This is a genomic window from Pauljensenia sp. UMB9872 (assembly GCF_030212665.1).
Classification (GTDB): domain Bacteria; phylum Actinomycetota; class Actinomycetes; order Actinomycetales; family Actinomycetaceae; genus Pauljensenia; species Pauljensenia turicensis_B.
This window is the reverse complement of record NZ_JASOER010000001.1, coordinates 238,866-259,649: the sequence shown is the minus strand read 5'-3', so window position 1 is coordinate 259,649 and position 20,784 is coordinate 238,866. Positions and strand designations below refer to the sequence as shown.

The following is a 20,784-nucleotide window of genomic DNA, read 5'->3' as shown; positions in this document are numbered from 1 at the left end:
AAAAAACAAACTCAAAAACAAAAAACAGGCATAAAAACAAACACACTATCGAGTTCACAAACAACACCCACACACCCACCAAAAGCACTCAACTTTCGTTAGTTACCTCAGTGAGGGAGGCAGTCGATTCAAGCTTTCCTCGCTCTCGGCGACAGGAAAACAATCTACACACCTTCATAGCGACCCGTCAAATCATTTTGACGTGAACACACCACACCGCGAAAAACCCCTAAATATCAACGAACACAGGTCCACACCAGCACCAAAAACACCAAAATGTGACCTGCATTTGTTTCACAGCACACAAGAATTATGACGAAAAGCGACGCAGGTCTCGCCAGGTTATCCGGTAATCTGCGCACGTCATTGCAGGTTTATAGACGAAAACAATCCGGGTGGGCGCAGCCTTTATGTCTGCGCCCACCCGGGCCTCGTCAATTATTCAGCGAACGCGCCACGCACTACGTGACACGCACACCCACGTTGTAGCGTGCTGTAGGCACGTTCAGCCGACAGCGTGCAGGCTCTCAAGCATCCATGTCCTCTTGGACGGGAATGTTCAGCGTCGGCAGATCACGAACCGCAGTGCGGACCGCGCGCGAAACCGCTGGAGCAACACGTTCATCAAAAACACCGGGGATGATGTAGCTGGGTGACAGCTCTTCTTCCTCGATGACGTCAGCGATAGCAACTGCTGCGACGCGCAAAACCTCGGTGGTAATTTCCTTGACCTTTGCATCCAGCAGGCCTCGGAACAAACCTGGGAATGCCAGCACGTTGTTGATCTGGTTCGGGTAATCGGAACGGCCCGTCGCAACAACCGCGGCGTACTCCCCCGCACCAATCGGGTCAACTTCGGGCGTCGGGTTGGCTAGGGCGAACACGATTGCCCCGTCAGCCATCGTGGCAATATCAGCGGGATCCAAGATGTCGCCGTGCGAGACACCGATGAAGACATCGGCGTCCTTCAGACCTTCCTTCAGATTTCCGTGAACGAGGCGCGGATTCGTTGCCTCAGCAAGAGCCTTGCGCGAGGGGTGCATGCCCTCAGTATCGTCAGCGGCAAGTGCACCCGTGCGACCGTAACCGACGATGTCTTTAGCTCCCTGCGCCAGAAGCAGACGAATAATCGCATTGCCTGCAGCACCCACGCCGGACACCACGATGCGAACGTCTTCAATCTTCTTATTGACGATCTTCAGCGCGTTGATCAGTGCGGAAAGCACGACGATAGCGGTGCCGTGCTGGTCATCGTGGAAGACCGGGATGTCGAGTTCTGCGCGCAGGCGTTCTTCGATTTCAAAGCAACGAGGAGCAGAAATATCTTCAAGGTTGATGCCACCGTATGCGGGCGCAATCGCCTTAACGATCGAAATGATCTCTTCAGTGTCCTTCGTGTCAAGAACGACCGGCCATGCGTCAACACCGCCGAATTCCTTAAACAGAGCCGCCTTACCTTCCATGACAGGAAGAGCCGCTTCCGGGCCAATATCTCCCAAGCCGAGGACCGCAGTGCCATCAGAAACGACAGCAACCGTATTCGCCTTGATCGTCAAAAGGTGAGCCTTCTGCGGAACGTCATGGATTGCGGTGCATACGCGGGCGACGCCGGGCGTGTACGCACGAGACAGGTCGTCGCGATTACGTAGTGGAACCTTCGAGTTGATTTCGATCTTGCCGCCGACGTGAGCAAGGAAGGTCTGGTCTGCAGTAGATGACAGTGTGACGCCTACCAGCCCCTTCAGCAGATTACGAACCTCGCGACGATGCTCCGAATCGCGCAGGTCGCAGGTGAGGTCGAGAACCATTCGACCTCGGTTGGAATCGGCGACGTCGAGGCCTCTCACCTGAGCACCGGTTTTTGATACCGCTTCGACAAGCGATCCAATAGATAGTTTCGCTTCGTCGATGTCAACGCGGTATGAGGCGGTGTATGACGGAGAAGTTCGCATGGTGCTCTCTCTTTTCAATCGGCGCTGGCCGTAGATCAATCGTTGTTCCCATGGTACGTACGTGCCGACAGAACGGATAGTGCGCATCATCAGATGGACAATTGTCAACAATGAGCTACGTAACACCAGCGTGATTTTCCACCTTCGCGATCGCCCTGTTTCAGTTGAGCGCAAAGGAGTTTCCACTGCTGCGCACGCACAATTCTCGATTCACGAGGCCGGGCACACCAACGAATCAATGACACCGATACGTGCCCGTTCATCGGTGCTCTGGGCAGAGATAGCAGGCAACAAGGTGACGGAGACGTAAAACGAACAGACTCTAGAAGCTGAATTGCGTTCTTGAAAGCTCGTGGAGCGGAGACTGTTTCTTCCCGTAGACATCGAGGGTCACGGCAGCAAGAAGAACGATGCCCTTCACTACCTGAGCACGGTCAGAGCCGAGTCCCACAAGCAACAGCCCGTTGGAAAGAACCGCCATCAGCGTGGCACCAAGAACAGCACCAAAAACCGACCCGCGACCACCGGCAACTGCTGCTCCGCCGATGAACACGGCGGCGATAGCTTCAAGCTCCCATAAGAGACCATCTTGAGGACCCGCAGCCGTCGCTCGGCCTGCGAACATCATGCCTGCGAGCGCCGACAGTATCCCCATATTCACCATGACAAGGCATTGAATCTTTGTCACGTGCACACCGGAAAGGGACGCTGCCTGAATGTTTCCGCCGACAGCCTGAAGATGGCGGCCAAATTGGGTCCTCGTCGACATGAAGTGGTAGATGAAAATCAACACGAGAACCATCACACCCGGAACGGGGAAAGATGTTCCTTCACGTCCCGTACCGAACAGCCAGGTGAAGACCCCCACCAGCACGACGACAATCGCGGACTTCACCCAGGGCCGATAATCAACTCCCTGCAGTCCCAGTCGAGCGCGCCGGCGAAGATAGGTACGAACAATCGAGGTAACCGCCACCACGGCAGTAATGACACCCACAATCACCGTTGCCGTATCGATGCCGAATATGCTCCCCCAGGAAGGTAGATAACCCGAACCTAGCGTTTGGAATCCGTGAGGAACTGGAACCGACAATGCCTGAGATTCCCACTGGACTCCACCACGCAGAATGATCATTCCACCAACGGTGACGATAAAAGCAGGCAAACCGACCTTCGCAACAAACAGGCCTTGGATCAAGCCAACGAAAGCTCCGATCAGCATGCCAAGAAGAAGACCAACCCACCAGGGCAACCCAAGATCGGCAATGATGATCGCCGTGGACATTGACGAGAACGCCGCAACGGAGCCAACTGACAAATCCAGCTGACCGATCGTCACCACCATGACCATGCCGATGGCGAGGACAAAGATATGAGCGTTACCGGTGACGATATTCTGCAGGTTCGCAGACGCCAGCATGTGCGATCCCGTGATGAACTGGAAGAAGATCATCAGGGCAAGAACGAGGATTCCCATGATTCCCGCTTGACCTAAGCGTGAAGCATCAAAGGGTAGTCGGCTCACTTCGCTCTCCTCGTTGAGTGGAATATGAACACACAAAGGCTCGTGTTGTTTTCCTATAGTGCACCATCTTGACAGTTCAACGCACATTTTTGAACCGATTCGCCCAGCGGGCATCCACGCATCAGCCCACTTCACTGACTATCCTAGAAACGTGCCACGTTTGAACGCCCGAACCGGATCTCAATCCTCGCTCCGCGAGGCAAATTCCGCGCGCGTTCTTGACGCGATCCGAAAGTACGGGCGTATCACTCAAGTCGAGCTATCGGCAGCAACAGGTCTTGCTCCCGCAACCATTTCGAACATCATTAAACAGCTCTCGGCACAAGGAAACGTTGAACTCACGTCAACGATTCGTTCGGGCAGGCGTGCTCAACTGGTTTCGCTCACACAATCCTCAACTCTTACCGCGGGTATCTCAATCGGACGCAGAGCACTGGATATTTACATCTCCGACGAGTCCCGCACCGGCGAATTCACGAAAGTTCTGCCACTACCGGTCGACCATAAGGCTGATACGACGCTCGACCGAGCAACGCTTCTGGTTCTTGACCTTCTTGAACAGGCAGGGCAATCGCTGGATGATCTTGCTGGTATCGGTGTTGCTTTACCCGCCCCTATTAACCCGAAAACGGGCACTCTGACCCGAAGGGGAATCATGCGAGGCTGGGAAGACATCAACATTGCTGAGGTCTTCCAACGCAGACTTGGACGCGACACGATCGTGATGAACGACGCGAACGCTGCTGTTGCCGCTGAAAACCGATTTGGTTCCCTACGCGGGTTCTCATCGTGCGCCTATATCCGAGCCTCGTATCAAACCGGCGCGGGAATCTTGGTCGGCGGGAAAGTCTATTCCGGTGCCACCGGTATTGCCGGGGAAATCGGGCACGTCATCGTTGATCCTCACGGTCCTATCTGCACGTGCGGTGCCCGTGGCTGTCTGAACACGGTTGTTGGGGCAGACTACCTTGTTGACCTTCTTCGCCTGTCACGAGGTCCCATGACGCTGCGTGACCTACTGTCTAACGCGAATGAAGGTGACCCTGGATGCCAGCAGGTTCTTTCTGACGCAGGAAGCGCAATCGGACGAGTCATCGCTGACCTTGTCACGGTATTCGATCTCGAAGCCGTCGCTGTCGGTGGTGAGCTGATGAATGCGGGAGACACATTCTTGTCCCCTATTCAAAACGCTCTCTTCGAACGCCCCTACCTGCGCGACGAAGGAATCACGGTCTACCCGTCGAAGCTCGGCGCCGATGCCGAAGCCATCGGCGCGATGATCCTTGCACAAGACGCTTTTGTTCCCAGCTATTCAACTCACCGCCAGGAGGACCAATGACGATCCAAGGCGCTCCCCTTCTTGAAGTACGGGGACTAACAAAAAGGTTCGGCGGTGTTGAAGCACTCGTCAACGTTGATTTCACCGTGAACCGTCACGAAGTCGTTGCCCTTGTCGGCGACAACGCGGCAGGCAAGTCAACGCTCGCCCGCGCGCTCTCAGGAGTTTTTCCTCCGGATGAGGGAACGATCGCGCTCGACGGGGAAAAAATCAGCATCGATTCCCCGCAGCACGCATTGAAACTCGGTATTGCCACCGTCTTCCAAGAAACTGCGCTCTGCGACAATTTGGACGTTGTATCGAATATTTTCCTTGGGCGTGAAGTGTTCTCGCACCACGCCCTTGATGACGAGGGCATGGAACTCAAAGCACGCCAATATCTTGATCAGTTGGGTTCGCGTATCCCCGACGTGAGAGTCCCCCTTTTCCAGCTCACCGCCGGACAGCGTCAATGCGTTGCAATCGCGCGCACCCTAGTGACTAACCCGCGTCTGATGATCCTCGACGAGCCCACGGCCTCTATGTCCGTGGCACAAACTGCGGAAGTACTCATCCTGATTGAGCACCTGCGCGATATGGGAATGGGTGTCATCTACATTTCCCATAATCTGACCGACGTTCAAGCTACCGCCGACAGGGTCGAAGTTCTCCGTCACGGACACAACAACGGTTCCTTCGACTCGCGTGATACCTCAACCGACGAACTCATAGCCGCTATCACCGGCGCTTCACGTATCGCGCTGTAAACGCTCCCGGCCTCGTCGCTTCTTTTCGGCGACTAACTGGCCGTTATCCCCCCCCCCGCTGTCACGGCGCGTAGCTTGTTTGCGCGGACGACGCTTGAGCGCCTTGGCATACACGAGTTTCGCCCCCGCCGGAAAACCGACGAAGGCGAAACCAAAGGTGAGAAAACTAGGCGATACCTAGCGGGTCAATCACTTGGCAGCGTTGACGAGCTCCATGCGGTGCGAGTCATCCTTGTAGACGTCTGCAGCGTTGTCCTTGGTGACAATCTGCGGGGTCAGCAGGAAGGACTTGACCGGGTTGCCTTCCATCGACTCGTACTGGGAATCGTCGAGGGTTGCGCCGTCGACCTTCGGGGCGGCCTCACCCTTGGCGAGCTGGATAGCAAGATCAACAGTTGCCTTCACCAGCGGACGGGTGTCCTTGAAGATGGTGGAGTACTGCTTGCCCTGGGTGACCCAGGTGACCGACTCGTCTTCGGAGTCCTGACCGGTCACAACCGGAACCGGCTTGCCGGCCTGCTCAACAGCGGTGATGATTGCGCGACCAAGGGTGTCGTTCGGGGAAAGAACGCCATCCGGAACCGCATCCCCCTGGTAGGTCGAGGTCAGCAGTGCTGCCATGCGGTCCTGAGCATTCTTCGGCAGCCAGCCCTGGGTGGCAACCTGCGTGAATTCGGTCTGCCCGGACTTCACAACCAGCGTGCCGTCATCAATCTTCGGCTGGAGGACGTCCATTGCGCCACCGAAGAACTTCAGGGAGTTCGAGTCATCCGGGGAGCCACCGAAGAGCTCGATGTCCCACGGGCTCTCGCCAGCGTTGGCTTCGAGGCCTTCAAGCAGTGCCTTGCCCTGAAGCTGACCAACACCGAAGTTGTCGTAGGCGATGTAGTAGTCAAGGTCGGTCGTGTTCGTCAGCAGACGATCATATGCGATGACCTTGATGCCGGCGTCCTTGGCTGCCTTCAGCTGGGTGCCCAGCTGCGAACCGTCGATTGCGCCGATGACCAGAACCTGCACGCCATTTTCGATCATGGCTGCAACCTGGTTCTGCTGCTCAGCAACGCCACCGTTTGCGAACTGAATGGTGCATTCAATGCCCTGCTCTTCGCAGCTGGCCTTGAACATGTCTTCAGCCTCAACCCAGTTCTGCGAGGTCTTCTGTGGCATTGCGATGCCGACCGACACCTTGTCGCCCGAGGTCGTTGCGCCGGACTGGTCGCCCGATGCGCTACCCGTATCACGGGCGCCACAAGCTGCCATAGAGAATACCATCGCTGCCGCTGCGCTGATGGCAACCGCACTCTTCAGAGTCTTCATTGTCTCTTCTTTCGTGTGTTTGTTTGGTGATTCTTGATGATTCATTCGATGTTCCCCAGCTGGCTTGCTTGGGAATATCTACGCTTTGTGGGTGACTCAACGTTTGTTGAGCCCGTTGATGACATGGCGATGCGGTTTCTTCTTACCGCCCGATCATCACTTGGAGGGAGTTTTTGTTTCGCTTTGCCGAACTGCCTTTTGATTACTCACGGCATTTTGGAAGGTGCCAATGATGGAACGCTTGCCCTGGCGCTTCGAGTAGACGTCAACGGCGACTGCAATCAAGAGGACGAGGCCCTTAATGATCTGCGTCCAGTCGGAGCCGACGCCCATCAGCTGAAGGCCATTGTTCAGGAAGGCCATGACGAGCGCGCCAACCATGGTGCCCATGATCGTGCCAACACCACCGGAAACGGCGGCACCACCGATGAACACGGCGGCAATGGCGTCGAGTTCCCATGCGTTACCGTCAGCAGGACCCGAGGCCGTCGAACGGCCGATGAACAGCATTCCCGCAACCGCGGCGAGGAATGCGGAGTTGCAGATGACGAAGAAGTTCGTTTTGATGACCTTCACACCGGTCAGTTCTGCAGCAGCTTTGTTGCCACCGATGGCGTAAATTGAGCGACCGAGAACCGTGCGGTCAGCGATGAACGAGTAGATCAGAGCCAAGATGACGACGATAACGCCGGGGATTGGGAACGAGGTGCCGGGGCGACCCGTTGCGAAGATCCAGGCAACGATCAGGATTGCGCCACCGAGGACAACCATGCGAACAATCGGAACCCACATCGGGGTCGGCTCAGCTTCGAACTGCTGACGAGCCTTCGCGCCGGAGATTTCCTTCCAGACGATCGCCAGGAGTGCGATGACAGCCAGGATCATGGTCGGCAGGTTGAAGGGAATAACATCCGGAGCGATATCGGGCAGGTAGCCGGCGCCGAGGGTCTGGAACAGTTCGGGAACCGGGACCGTCAATGACTTGCCGATCAGCTGGTTGGTACCGCGGAAGAGGAGCATACCTCCCAGGGTTACGATGAAGGCGGGGATTCCCCACTGTGCAACCCAGAAGCCTTGCCAGATGCCGACGAGCAGACCGACGCCGATACCCAAAACGATGGCCAAGATGGGGCTGAGGGCCCAATCACGCATAGCAACGGCAACGACGATGCCGACGGTTGCTGCGACAGAACCGACTGACAGGTCGATGTGGCCGGCAATGATGACCAGAACCATGCCGATGGCGAGAACGAGGACGTAGGTATTACCCATGACTAGGTTCATCAGGTTCTGCGCTTGGAAGACCTTGCCGTCCGTCTTGAACTGGAAGAACAGGGCAATCGCTGCCAGAGCAGCGATCATTCCGATTTGCCGGAAGTCTCCTCCGAATAGTGCTGTGAGATTCTTCTTCATTGAAGTGCCTTTAGCTTTCAGTTTTCGTTGCTATCAGTGGGACTGGTTGAGGTGGACGTCATCAGGTGCATCAGGCTTTCCTGATCTGCCTGCTCGGTGGGCACGCACCCCGTCACTTCACCTTCGAAAATGGTGTAGATGCGGTCTGTGATGCCCAGAAGCTCAGGGAGTTCAGACGAGATCACCAGAACAGCTTTTCCTTGAGCGGCAAGCTCCTGGATGAACGTGTAGATCTCGTACTTCGCACCGACGTCAATGCCACGGGTTGGCTCATCCAAGATGAGAACCTCGGGGTCAGTGAACATCCACTTTGCAAGAACGACTTTCTGCTGGTTACCTCCGGAAAGCGTTCCCACGCCCGTCATCACTGAGGGCGCTTTAATACGCAGGTTCTGGCGGTATTCTTCAGCAAGTTTCTTGCCTTCTTCGATGTTCAATGCGCCGTGGTGGCGGATCTTCGAAAGCTTGGCTGAAACAACCGACTGGTGGATCAGTTCCAGGAGGTTGAGACCCAGCATCTTGCGATCTTCAGAAAGATAAGCAATGCCAGCGTCGATAGCTTCGGGGACGGAGTTCGCTTTCACCTTCTTGCCATCGATAAAGACTTCGCCACCTTCGTGGATACCGTAGGAATGACCGAAGACGGAACGAGCCAGCTCTGTACGACCGGCCCCCATCAAGCCCGCAAGGCCGACCACTTCACCGGCACGGACGTTGATGGACGAGCCCTTGCAGACGAAACGCTCTAAGTTCAGCGGATGGCGTACCCACCAGTCCTTGACCTCGAACTTCACTTCGCTCGGATGCGACTTCTTGTCCGGGTAGCGGTTTTCAAGGGAACGACCGACCATCAGGCGAATGATCTCGTCCTGGTCGATCCTTTCCTTGTCGGCGTCCATCCAGCCGACCGTCTTGCCGTCACGAATAACCGTGATGGCATCAGAGACGGCAGCAACTTCGTCGAGCTTGTGCGAAATCATGATCATCGCGACGCCGCGTTCGCGCTGCTTGCGCATCAGGTCGAGAAGGTGGGCTGATTCTTCCTCGTTGAGTGCCGAAGTGGGCTCGTCGAGGATCAGGAGCTTGACATCCTTTGCAAGTGCCTTGGCAATTTCAACAAGCTGCTGTTTACCGACACCCATGTCTTTAATCAGAGTGTCTGGGTTTTCATCCAATCCAACTTCGGCCATGTACGTAAGGGCGCGTTGCTTGGTTTCGTTCCAATCGATGACGCCGTGTTTCTTGACCTCATTGCCCATGAACATGTTCTCAGCGACACTGAGCTGCGGGATAAGAGCAAGTTCCTGATGAATGATGACGATGCCGGCTTTTTCAGAGTCGCGAATGTTCGAGAATCGAACTTCGTTGCCTTCGTAGAAAATATCGCCCCTGTACGTGCCGTGCGGGTGCACGCCCGACAGAACTTTCATCAGGGTCGACTTGCCAGCACCATTCTCGCCACAGATCGCGTGGATCTCAGCGTTGCGTACCTGGAGGTTGACGTCATCAAGTGCGACGACACCCGGGAAGACCTTCGTGATGTTGCGCATCTCCAGGACGACGCGCTCACGACGTGTGTTGGTCATTGGTTCTCCGCTGAACTGTTGACAGATAGATGTTTGATGGAAAGCCACCACCGTTGGTGCATTTCCATGACTCATAGTGTGCACTGTACGGAGGGCAAAAAACCTTATCTACACGAACTGTAACTAAACCGTTATATTGAATTCACGACATAAACTCAATGACTACACGGACCTATCTCCCGCAGAAATTCAGGGTTTTCGCCAAATTATAGTCATGTCATTCGTGCGCCATACGCTCAGTTTTCACCATAAACGAGGCCACTCACGGACCTTAGGGCATAGAAAGCTGGGCGGTGGATTATCATCCACCGCCCAGCAACAGTTCAATCAAGCGCGACGCTTCAGGCTCCCACCATCTCCATGATGAGTTCACGCACGCGAGCTGCGTCCGCCTGGCCACGCGTTGCCTTCATGACAGCCCCCACAAGTGCGCCAGCAGCCGCAACCTTGCCACCCTTGATCTTCTCGACTACATCAGGATTCGCATCCAGCGCATCCTGAACAGCCTTCGAAAGCGCACCGTCGTCAGAGACGACCTCAAGACCGCGAGCCTCGACAACCTCGGTCGGCGAGCCTTCACCAGCCAAAACGCCTTCCAGCACCTGACGAGCAAGCTTGTCATTGATGCGACCAGAATCGATCAAGCCCTGCAACTCAGCAATCTGAGCGGGCGTGACAGGCATATCTTCGAGCGACAGTTCGCGTTCCTTCGCACGACGGCTGAGTTCACCCATCCACCACTTACGCGCGGATGCCGGATCAGCACCAGCCTCAACGGTGGCCTCGATAATCTCCAACGCACCAGCGTTGATGACATCGCGCATCTCCATATCGGCATAGCCCCACTCTTCGCGCAGGCGACGACGCTTCGCAACAGGAAGCTCAGGAAGCGAGGCGCGCAGTTCCTCAACCCACTGGCGCGAAGGAGCAACAGGAACCAGGTCAGGCTCGGGGAAGTAACGGTAGTCTTCAGCATCCGACTTATCGCGTCCCTGCGAGGTGGAACCGTCTTCCTCGTGGAAGTGACGGGTTTCCTGGTTCACCGACCCACCGGCAGAAAGGATCGCACCCTGACGCTGCATCTCGTAACGAACAGCGCTAGCGATACCGCGGAACGAGTTCACATTCTTCGTTTCCGTACGAACACCCAGAGGAGATTCCGGAGTATCGCGAAGAGAAACGTTGATATCTGCTCGAACATTACCGCGCTCCATACGAGCCTCGGACACACCGAGCGCACGGAAAATATCACGCAGAGTCTGAACGTAGGCAGCAGCCACCTCAGGAGCACGTTCCCCCGCACCTTCGATCGGGCGGGTCACGATCTCCACCAGCGGAACGCCCGCACGGTTGTAGTCAACCAGCGAGTGATCGGCTCCGTGAATACGACCCTCAGCACCACCGACGTGCGTGTTCTTACCTGCGTCTTCTTCCATGTGTGCGCGCTCAATCTGAACGCGGAACAGACTACCGTCTTCAAGCTCGACATCCACGTAACCATCGTGAGCAATCGGCTCATCAAACTGCGACGTCTGGAATGCCTTCGTCAAGTCCGGGTAGAAGTAGTTCTTACGCGCAAAACGGCAGTACTCTGCGATTTCACAGTTCAGCGCAAGACCGATCTTGATCGCGTATTCAACTGCAGTGTGGTTCACAACCGGAAGACAACCGGGAAGACCCAGCGAAACCGGGGTAACGTAGGTGTTCGGGTCTCCACCAAAGGCATTCGGCGCAGCATCGAACATCTTCGTCTTCGTACCGAGCTCAACGTGAACCTCGATGCCAAGAACCGGATCAAAGTTCGCGGTCACATCCGCGTAATCCATGAGTTCACTCATCAGTTTTCCTCCCAAGAGCTCGCCGGGCAAGCGCCCGCCACATCATCACTGAGCGCTTCAACCAAAGCAGCAGCTTGGTACATCTTCAGATCGTGGTGCGCAGGCGCAATAATCTGGAAGCCGATCGGCAGTCCTTCGGACGAAAGCGCATTCGGAACACTCATCGCGGGGACACCGGCGAGGTTCGCCGGGATCGTCGCAACGTCATTGAGGTACATCGCCATCGGGTCGTCGATCTTGTCGCCGAACTTGAACGCCGTCGTCGGAGCGGTCGGCGAAACAAGAACGTCGACCTCTTCGAAAACACGCGCAAAGTCGCGCTGGATCAGGGTACGAACCTTCTGAGCGCTGCCGTAGTAGGCGTCGTAGTAGCCGGCCGACAGGACGTGCGTGCCGAGGATGATACGACGCTTGACCTCGTCGCCGAAGCCAGCTTCACGGGTTGCAGCCATCACGCGCTCAGCAGTCACGGGCCCCTCGGAGGGCTCAACGCGAATGCCGTAACGCATACCATCGAAGCGAGCAAGGTTCGAAGAAACCTCAGCCGGCATGATCAGGTAGTAGGCCGCGAGTGCATAGTCGAAGCTCGGGCACGATACCTCTTTCACCTCTGCGCCAGATTCTTCAAGCTTCTTCACGGTCGCGTTGAAGGCTTTAAGAACGTCGGCTTCGTAGCCTTCGCCCGACAGTTCCTTCACCACGCCTACCTTCAGGCCAGCCATGGACTTGGTGCCTGCGACAGTTTCAACGCCGTCGATGAGGTTCCCAACAGGCTCGTTGAGAGACGTGGAATCGAGCGGATCATAGCCACCCACAAGCTCGGTCAGAACTGCAGCGTCAGCGACGGTGCGGGTAACCGGACCAATCTGATCAAGCGACGAGGCCATGGCAATCAGGCCGTAACGCGAAACAGCACCATAGGTCGGCTTCGCACCAACCGTGCCCGTCACTGCACCCGGCTGGCGGATCGAACCACCGGTGTCAGAGCCCAGCGCCAGCGGAACCATGTAAGCAGCAACCGCAGCAGCGGAACCGCCACCAGAACCACCGGGAATACGCTCGATATCCCACGGGTTCAGGGTCGGACCGAACGCGGAGTGCTCGGTCGACGAGCCCATTGCGAACTCATCCATATTCGTCTTACCAACGACCGGCAGACCAGCTTCGTGGATCTTCTTCACGATCGTTGCGTCATACGGAGGACGCCAATCGCCCAGAATCTTCGACGCACACGTCGTCGGGATTCCACGGGTCACCATGTTGTCCTTCAAAGCAATCGGAATACCCGCAAGGCGGTGCAGTTCCTCGCCTGCCTGGCGCTTCGCATCAACCTCGGCCGCGGTCTTCAGAGCGCCCTCGCGGTCGATGAAAAGGAAAGCATTGATCTTAGGATTCAGTGCCTCAATACGATCCAAGCACGCAGTTGTCAGTTCAACCGACGTGATCTGACCTGCGGCCAGCATGTCAGCCAGCTCAAGCGCGGACTTCTTCAGCAGTTCGTTCATCATTCCTCCCCCAGGATCTGCGGAACAAGGAACATCCCATCTTCGCTTGCAGGCGCCTGCGAAAGAACTTCATCACGGTCAAGAGTTTCCGTGACCACATCTTCACGCCAGACATTCGTCAGCGGAATCGGGTGAGAGGTTGCGGGAACATCCGGGGTCGCGACCTCGGACACCTTGGCAACTGAAGTAGCGATAACGTCGAGCTCCCCAGCAATACGTTCAATTTCGCCTGGAGTCAATGCGATTCGGGCCAGCTCCGCGACGCGGGCGACCTCGTCAGTACTGATTCGTGACATAGTCGTAATCTTAGCGCCTAGCACTAATAAGCGGGATTCGCGCCCACGCCGTAATCCACACGAGGCCGTAGAATCAGCTTCATGAGATTCCCGCGTAAAAGACTCATCAGCGCCGAAACCTTAGGACTGATGAAGAAGACGGCGATCGGTATCACCATCGCACAGGCAACCGCCATCGTCACCGTCCACGCCGTCGACCATATGCGCAAGCAACGTGTCCCCGGTGGCCGACACGGATTCCCGACCCTCGAACCAGCTGACATACAAATCCCACGTGGCACGGTGCGAACCTATACGGAAGGGCATTCCCTATACGCGGATATGCTCCACGCAATCCAGAACGCGACAGACCATATTTACTTTGAATCATTCATTTGGCGCGCAGACGAATGGGGCCAGCGTTTTAAAGACGCGCTCATCGCAGCAGCCCGACGTGGAGTCAACGTCTACTGCGTGTACGACGGTTTTGGAGTTCTCAATCAAGATCCACGCTTCTATTTCTTCCCCGATATTCCACACCTATGGGTTCGTCGCTTCCCCGCGATTCGTTCTGGCCTCTTGACTTTGAATCTGCGGAACACAGGCCAGGACCATCGCAAGATCCTCGTTGTTGATTCCACCGTTGGATTCGTCGGTGGCTACAACATCGGCAACCCCTTCGCCAACGAATGGCGCGATACCCACGTTCGCGTGACTGGCGATGCCGTGTGGGAGCTAGAAAACGGGTTCGTCGATTTCTGGAATCACTTCAAACCCCATCGTGCGCCCCAGTTGCCCGACACCGGAGCGAAGAAGTGGCATGCAGAAGTCACCGCCGCATTCAATGCACCCCAGCGAATCCTCTACCCGATTCGTGGAATGTACATCGACGCGATCGAGCGCGCGACCAGCCACATTCTGATTACCACCGCCTACTTCATCCCCGATAAAGAGATTCTTCAAGCCCTGATCGCAGCAGCAAAACGCGGAGTGAAGGTCAAGGTTCTGATCCCCGAATACTCCAACCACATCATGGCTGACTGGGTAGCACGCCCCTACTACGGCTCCCTGCTTCGCGAAGGCATCGAGATCTGGCTCTACCAGCACGCCATGGTTCACTCCAAGACGATGAGCATCGACGGCATGTGGTCAACGATCGGTACTGCCAACATCGACCGCCTCTCCATGCGAGGCAACCACGAAGTCAATATGCAATTCCATTCGCGCGAGCTTGCCCAGCACATGGAAGAAATCTTCGACAACGACCTCACCACCGCTCGTCAATACACGATCGGCGAATGGGAAGGCCGGAATATGCTCACTCGTATCACCGAGTATCTTCTGCATCCCTTTGAATTCATGGTCTAAAACCCATCTGAGCTACCGGTCGGCAACGCTCAGACACGTTTTCATCCGAGATTCAAGGCTTCAAGCCCACCGTTCAGCAGGTCATTAAAGCGTGTCTCATCGATCACGGGCACACCCAGAGCCTCGGCCTTTGTAGCCTTTGACCCTGCGCCAGGACCTGCGACGACCAACGATGTCTTCTTCGAAACAGAACCGGCTGCCTTACCACCGCGCGCCACGATTGCCTCCTTCGCGCCTTCACGGTCATAACCGGGCATCGTTCCCGAGACAACAATCGTGAGCCCGGCAAGAACCTGCGACACCTGCTGCGGTGGCTGATCAGCCATCTTCACACCAGCGTGACTCCATTGCTCAACCAGTTCCTGATGCCAATCGACGCTAAACCAATCAATCAGGGCCCCACCGATGACCGGTCCGACACCCTCAATTCCTGATAGTTCATTAAGTGAGGCGTTGCGAACGGCCTCCATCGAACCGAAATGATCTGCAATTGCGCGGGCAGCCGTCGGACCGACGTGGCGAATTGACAGGGCAACAAGAACCCGCATCAGCGGAGCGGACTTTGCTTTTTCTAGCTCATCAAGAAGAGCAAGAGTTCCCTTCGAAGCTTCCGTTTCACGAGGCACATACGTTGTGCCTCCGTCCTTGTCCTTTTTGGCAATGAATGCTTTTGTCCAGAAGAAGCGAACCTGCTTGTAGTGCGGTACATCGGAGTCATCGTCTTTAACAGCCCTCCATACGAACACGTCACGAAGATCTTCGGCCTTGAGGTCGAAGATGTGCGCTTCACCGTGGAGCACCGGTGCCTGCGGGGCTGGCAGAAGAGCTTCCGCGCTGGCCAGTTGATCCGCCGGAGAAAGATCGTCAGCATTATCAAGACGCAGTCGCGTTCCATCTTCCAAGAACACGTCTTGTCCCGCTACAAGTGCGGAAGCAACATCTTCTCTGAGGTTTTCAGGTTGGGTCAGAGCCATCGCAACTTCCCCACCCAAACCTTCAATATCCAATGCGGAACGAGCACCCAAGTGGGCAACTCGTTCGGTCAGCTGAGCAGGACAGCGCGCCTTATTCAGGCATCGAAGGTCCACGTCCCCGTCCTTCTCAGCTAAGAGCGGACTACCGCACGAAGGGCACGCGGTCGGCATGACGAAAGCGCGTTCTTCCCCGGTTCGCGCAGCCAACACCGGGCCTAAGATTTCCGGAATGATATCCCCCGCTTTACGCAGGACAACGATGTCACCGATCAAAACGCCCTTACGTTGGACTTCCTCGGCGTTGTGGAGCGTTGCTCGCGAAACATTGGAACCGTCAACCAGCACTGTTTCCATGACGCCAAACGGAGTCACCCTGCCGGTGCGCCCAACCTGGACACGGATATCGAGAAGCCTGGTGTGGACCTCTTCGGGCGGGAACTTGTACGCGGCCGCCCACCTGGGTGCGCGCGACGTGAGCCCCATGCTTTCTTGAAGGGCGACATCGTTCACTTTCACGACGACACCGTCGATGCCGTAGTCCATCTGAGAGCGTTGCTTCCCTAACTCCTCGATACGGGCAACAATCTGATCGAGCCCTGTCAGCAGACGCGTCTGATCTGGAACCGTGAAGCCCCATTCTTTGAGCTGAAGGTATCGTTCCCACTGAGTGGTAGGCGCCGAGAAACTATCCCCCTCTTCAACGAATCCGATACCGTGCGCGAGCATGGCCAACGATGAAACACGTTGGTCTTGCAACGCGCGTGCGCGTAGCTGAATCTCGTAGTCGGGGCCCTTTGTGGCCTCGTCGGATGTTTCTTTCAAACGAAGGGTGCCAGCCGCCGCGTTACGCGGATTCACGAACGTGGAAAGCATCGTCAAGGGACGCTGACGCTTCTTCTTTTCAAGTAGCGGAGTCTCAAACCCGTCAAGGGCATCCTTGTTCTGCGCGCGAATCTCTCTATTCTTTCGGGTGATCTGCGCGTTATCCGCATCCAGGGTTGCGTTGGCGGCCTCACGGCGAGCGTTCTCGGCAATACGCCACGCATTTTCGGCTTCAATATCAGCGTTCAGTTTTTCAAAATCAGCGATCGGCATGTAGACCTCTCCGCGGATTTCAATGCGGTGCGGAATATTCTTCCCCTGCAATGACTGCGGAATAGTCGCGATCTTGTCAGCGTTTGAACGCACGTCTTCACCGACGAACCCGTCGCCCCTGGTGGCCGCGCTGACGAGTTTGCCGTCTATGTATGTCAGGTTGATGGCAAGACCGTCAATTTTGACCTCGGTTGTCATCTGAACTTCATCGAGCCCAGAATCTGCCCGCATTCGAGCTTCCCATTCGCCGAGTTCTTCGAAAGAAAAGACGTCGTTAATGGACGTCATCTGAGCCAGGTGACGGATCGTGGTTGATGTCTGGTCGGCGGTGCCGCCAACATTCGCGGCGGGAGAATCCGGAGTGACAAGTTCGGGGTGCTCGCGTTCGAGTTCCTCGAGCTCGCGGAAAATAATGTCGTAGTCAGCATCTGACATTTCGGGTGAGTCAGAGTCGTAGTAGGCGGCATTCGCCCGTTGGATGACCTGGACAAGGCCGTCGTGACGTTTTTTTAGAGACTCTGTTTCACTCATGGATTCATTGTTCCATTAGCCATGGAGGAATGTCGTTGCAGGCATGCCTGTGGATACTTTTCAAGTTATCCACAATTCGTCTCTTTTGCGTTTGTTTCCCTGCTTCTTCCCTCGCCACACTGACACTGAAGGAGGAATGATGAGTGACATCGCGCTACAAGCCATGGCATCTCCCACGCACTTAGCCTGTGTGCGCGGAGTGGACGCTGGTCTCGTTTTCCCTCTTCCGTCTTCCGTGGGACGAGGCCGCGATCATTTCATCGTTGACCAGCAGATATCGCGCGATCACGCGAACATCATTCGGGCAAAGAAAGGGTTTCGCCTTTACGATACGGGCTCAACAAATGGAACCCTGTTGACCTTGGGACTACTGCGTCGTCGGGTAAAAGGGAAACCTCGAACGTTCCGGCGACGGATGGCCCTGCGTTTAGGACGCGATACGTTCATCTTGCGTGGCAGGCCTCGAAAATACGCATGGCGGGAAAGCCGAAAACTGTCCATGCGCGCTTTCCTTGCTTTCTTCCCCTTCATCACAATGGCACTATTCTTAGGCGTCCGGCTGGGATCTTTCCGTTACGTTACTTACGGACTCGGAGTTTTGGCCATCGGACTCGTCCTGGTGACGCTGGGAATTCGTCTGCGACGAAACAAACAGCGCGTTCGACTCGACCCAGCTGGGCTTGCCATCATGCTGGCTTTTCTTCAAGCGCAAGGACAATCTGCACGTGGCGGACACACCGCTAGGCAACGCTCGCATCCTGATCGCTGGCAACGCAGAACGAACAGGACACCCCAAGATACATATCCAATCAATCAAAGACTGCGCGTTTCTTTCCCCGGCTCCCACCGGCGACTCACGCTCCGGCTCGATTCGCCCTGTGCAATCGCGTGTATCGGAGACGACGCACGCGCCACCGCATCGTGGATTGCTGGCAACATCATCGCAGTATCTCGTGGCGGATACGTCATCACAGAGACCTCAGAGGAATACGCGTTTGGCAACGCCGGACCAACAATCCACATCATGCGTGGCCACCAGTGTCCCCACTGCATGGCGTCCTTGAATACTGCGCCCGCCTCTCTTACCGATCGGGAGCGCAATGACAATCCTTGGCACGTTGCCATTGGCATGGGATTAGAAGATGTTCCACCCTGGTGCACCCTCAACGTTGAAAAACGAATGTCATGCGCTCCACGCTGGTGGGAGCAATTTGAACCCGTATCCACCGGTTCGTCCTTGCCCACCAGCGTCGACCTGCGTTCATTGCTTGCACACACCACCGGCAATTCCAGTCACGATGGAACACATTTAAGCGTCCCCATCGGAGTCAATGACGCCGGCCCCCTCACCATTGATCTCGTCAATGATGGACCGCACGCGTTGCTGGCAGGCACAACGGGATCGGGGAAGTCAGAAGCTCTCATCACCTGGATTCAAGCCTTAATCAGCACATACACGCCAGCAGAAATACGCATGATCCTGATTGATTACAAGGGAGGAGCAACCTTTCACCGCTTCGAGTCGGCTCCACACGTAGACCGGGTGTTCACTGACCTCAATCCCGCCCAGACGCGAAGAGCTCTCAGAGGATTAACATCGCTACTTCTGCGACGCGAACAAGAGTTCTCGCGCCTCGGTTTCCCCGACTATGCAACCTGGGCCCGCGCTCATCGTGACGGCGCCGCCACCTGTCCTCCGCCCAGAATTATCGTCGTCATCGACGAATTCAGAGTCCTCGTCGATGCACACAAAGGTGGAAGCGACATCATCAACCGACTCGCAGCCCAAGGACGTTCACTGGGCGTGCATTTGATTATCGCTACACAACGTCCCAGCGGAGCCGTCAGCTCTGCCATGCGAGCAAACATCGATATCCGCATTGCACTTCGTTGCCTGTCGGATTCAGATTCAATCGACGTGATTGGCGATGCTAAAGCCGCTCACCTCGAACGGATTCCCGGAAGAGCAATGTGGGCTGATCGCGGGCTCTTTCAATGCGCATGGAGCCCCAACAGCACGACCGCTGTACAACGCTCAGATCCGCACTGTGCGCCAAAGGGCTTAGACACATCAACACCGCGCACGACGCCTCAGAACGAACACTGGGAGCCACTGGCGTGGGCTCCATTCCTTCCGCCGTCCGTCACGTGGGAAGAGCTCGACCTCCTTTCGAAAGAATCTCCACACGTTGCAGGAGTACCGCTTGGGCTGGGCGATGGTGTCGATTCTGGAACACATACGCCCGTCAGATGGAGAAGCGGGAACATCATTGTCCGCGCCCCAGCACATCACACAATCGAGACTGGCTCGCTTGTTCGCCAGATAGCAACTCGGATTTCAACCCGCTCATCGTGGGAGATCGACCTGATTAATGCTCAGGCAACCCCCTCGCCCGATACCCCAGGACAGAGGATCCGGGAAGGTCAAGATATTGCCACCCTATTCGAGCAAGCGCAACGCCATGCTCCTCGAATCATTGCAATCACTGACATCGCGGCCTCTCGTCACGAACTTGAACGAACCTACGGACTTGTTGTTGCCGAAGAGATATGGACGAACGGAATCGAAGAATGTATCCAACGTGGCGTTGTCTTCATCATGGGAAGCCTCGGTACGCACCCTCTTACTCGCTTCGATCGTTCACTGGCTTCGCTCCTGATTGAACGACCCGATATGTCCGAACCTCACTATCGCGCCTCGTCCGCGACTGAGGAGCCGTGCGAGTCTGGCCAGTGGTGGGTTGAAGCGGATCATCAGCGAACCCTGGCTCTTTTTCCTTCAACAGATCTCGCGAAGAAAAACCGGGGAGCAGAGGCAACGCTTGTTGCACCGACTAAAGATTGCTACGAAGGCTTCACCCACCCAGATAGTGCTCAGCTATTGGTTGGCCCCGGGTGGGAGGGATTCGACATCTACGTTCGCAAGCACCTATTCACTGCGCAAGCCCAGCCTGAACAAGACAAGGAGCTTTCGGACTGGGTAATTATGCATAACGAATCGCAGGTAATTCAGACAATTTTGAGACGAAACCTCGCTTCACTCGGCATTAACAATCCACAAATTGAGACTCTGAGTCCCACTCAATGGCCTCACCTGCCTATCCAAAAGCAAACGAACCTTCTCATCATCGATCCGCCACCAGATTTCATACGATCTTTCAAACACTCGACAAATCGGCTCCAAACCTCACTTTTTGCCCGACGCTGGAAGGAAAACACAGGCATCATTCGTGTCGCTGGACACTTCGATCGAGTTGCATTGAGTTGCTCTGGGCACCGACGTGACAACTTGCACACCGAATTTTGATGGGTTGTGCCCT

13 protein-coding genes are annotated in these 20,784 nt (G+C 55.9%); 4 read left to right on the top strand and 9 right to left on the bottom strand.

Annotation, left to right across the window (positions count from 1 at the left end; genetic code table 11):
* Positions 1 to 527 precede the first annotated feature (527 nt).
* Positions 528 to 1,952, bottom strand: a complete 1,425-nt coding sequence (locus tag QP109_RS01195) for an NAD(P)-dependent malic enzyme (RefSeq protein WP_285022807.1) — start codon at positions 1,950 to 1,952, stop codon at positions 528 to 530.
* A gap of 322 nt (positions 1,953 to 2,274) precedes the next feature.
* A complete protein-coding gene (locus QP109_RS01190; RefSeq protein ID WP_285022806.1) occupies positions 2,275 to 3,477 on the bottom strand; it encodes an ABC transporter permease subunit in 1,203 nt (400 codons plus the stop codon).
* 151 nt (positions 3,478 to 3,628) lie between these two features.
* Between QP109_RS01190 and QP109_RS01185 the strand changes: the two genes are divergently transcribed.
* On the top strand, positions 3,629 to 4,816 hold the full coding sequence (locus QP109_RS01185; RefSeq protein ID WP_285022804.1) for an ROK family transcriptional regulator: 1,188 nt from the start codon (positions 3,629 to 3,631) through the stop codon (positions 4,814 to 4,816).
* Positions 4,813 to 5,562 carry an ATP-binding cassette domain-containing protein gene (locus tag QP109_RS01180; RefSeq protein ID WP_285022803.1) on the top strand — a complete coding sequence of 250 codons (750 nt, stop codon included), beginning with the start codon at positions 4,813 to 4,815 and terminating at the stop codon, positions 5,560 to 5,562. Before QP109_RS01185 ends, QP109_RS01180 begins: the two co-directional genes overlap by 4 nt.
* Positions 5,563 to 5,751: 189 nt before the next feature.
* Here QP109_RS01180 and QP109_RS01175 read toward each other — a convergent pair whose 3' ends face one another.
* From QP109_RS01175 to gatC, 6 genes are all read right to left on the bottom strand, one after another.
* Positions 5,752 to 6,879, bottom strand: coding sequence for a substrate-binding domain-containing protein (locus QP109_RS01175; protein WP_285022801.1), 1,128 nt, complete (start codon positions 6,877 to 6,879; stop codon positions 5,752 to 5,754).
* 156 nt (positions 6,880 to 7,035) lie between these two features.
* Complete coding sequence (locus tag QP109_RS01170) at positions 7,036 to 8,292, bottom strand: ABC transporter permease subunit (protein WP_285022785.1); 1,257 nt, start codon at positions 8,290 to 8,292, stop codon at positions 7,036 to 7,038.
* Between the two features lie 17 nt (positions 8,293 to 8,309).
* Positions 8,310 to 9,878, bottom strand: a complete 1,569-nt coding sequence (locus QP109_RS01165; RefSeq protein WP_285022783.1) for an ATP-binding cassette domain-containing protein — start codon at positions 9,876 to 9,878, stop codon at positions 8,310 to 8,312.
* A 341-nt stretch (positions 9,879 to 10,219) separates the two neighbouring features.
* Complete coding sequence (gatB, locus tag QP109_RS01160; RefSeq protein WP_285022781.1) at positions 10,220 to 11,716, bottom strand: Asp-tRNA(Asn)/Glu-tRNA(Gln) amidotransferase subunit GatB; 1,497 nt, start codon at positions 11,714 to 11,716, stop codon at positions 10,220 to 10,222.
* On the bottom strand, positions 11,716 to 13,221 hold the full coding sequence (gene gatA / locus QP109_RS01155) for an Asp-tRNA(Asn)/Glu-tRNA(Gln) amidotransferase subunit GatA (RefSeq protein WP_285022820.1): 1,506 nt from the start codon (positions 13,219 to 13,221) through the stop codon (positions 11,716 to 11,718). The genes gatB and gatA overlap by 1 nt, the downstream gene beginning before the upstream one ends.
* On the bottom strand, positions 13,221 to 13,517 hold the full coding sequence (gatC, locus tag QP109_RS01150; protein ID WP_040318742.1) for an Asp-tRNA(Asn)/Glu-tRNA(Gln) amidotransferase subunit GatC: 297 nt from the start codon (positions 13,515 to 13,517) through the stop codon (positions 13,221 to 13,223). The genes gatA and gatC overlap by 1 nt, the downstream gene beginning before the upstream one ends.
* A 129-nt stretch (positions 13,518 to 13,646) precedes the next feature.
* On the opposite strand from gatC, the gene QP109_RS01145 reads away from it, so the two are divergent.
* The gene (locus QP109_RS01145; RefSeq protein ID WP_502929260.1) at positions 13,647 to 14,864 is read left to right on the top strand and encodes a phospholipase D-like domain-containing protein; all 1,218 of its coding nucleotides are present in this window, start codon (positions 13,647 to 13,649) and stop codon (positions 14,862 to 14,864) included.
* A 41-nt stretch (positions 14,865 to 14,905) separates the two neighbouring features.
* Here the strand turns inward: QP109_RS01145 and QP109_RS01140 are convergent, their stop codons facing one another.
* Positions 14,906 to 17,464 (bottom strand): NAD-dependent DNA ligase LigA, encoded by a 2,559-nt coding sequence (locus QP109_RS01140; RefSeq protein ID WP_285022779.1) that lies wholly within the window; start codon positions 17,462 to 17,464, stop codon positions 14,906 to 14,908.
* Positions 17,465 to 17,603: 139 nt separating this feature from the next.
* Here QP109_RS01140 and QP109_RS01135 point away from each other — a divergent pair, with 139 nt between their 5' ends.
* A complete protein-coding gene (locus tag QP109_RS01135) occupies positions 17,604 to 20,771 on the top strand; it encodes an FtsK/SpoIIIE domain-containing protein (RefSeq protein WP_285022778.1) in 3,168 nt (1,055 codons plus the stop codon).
* Positions 20,772 to 20,784: the final 13 nt, after the last annotated feature.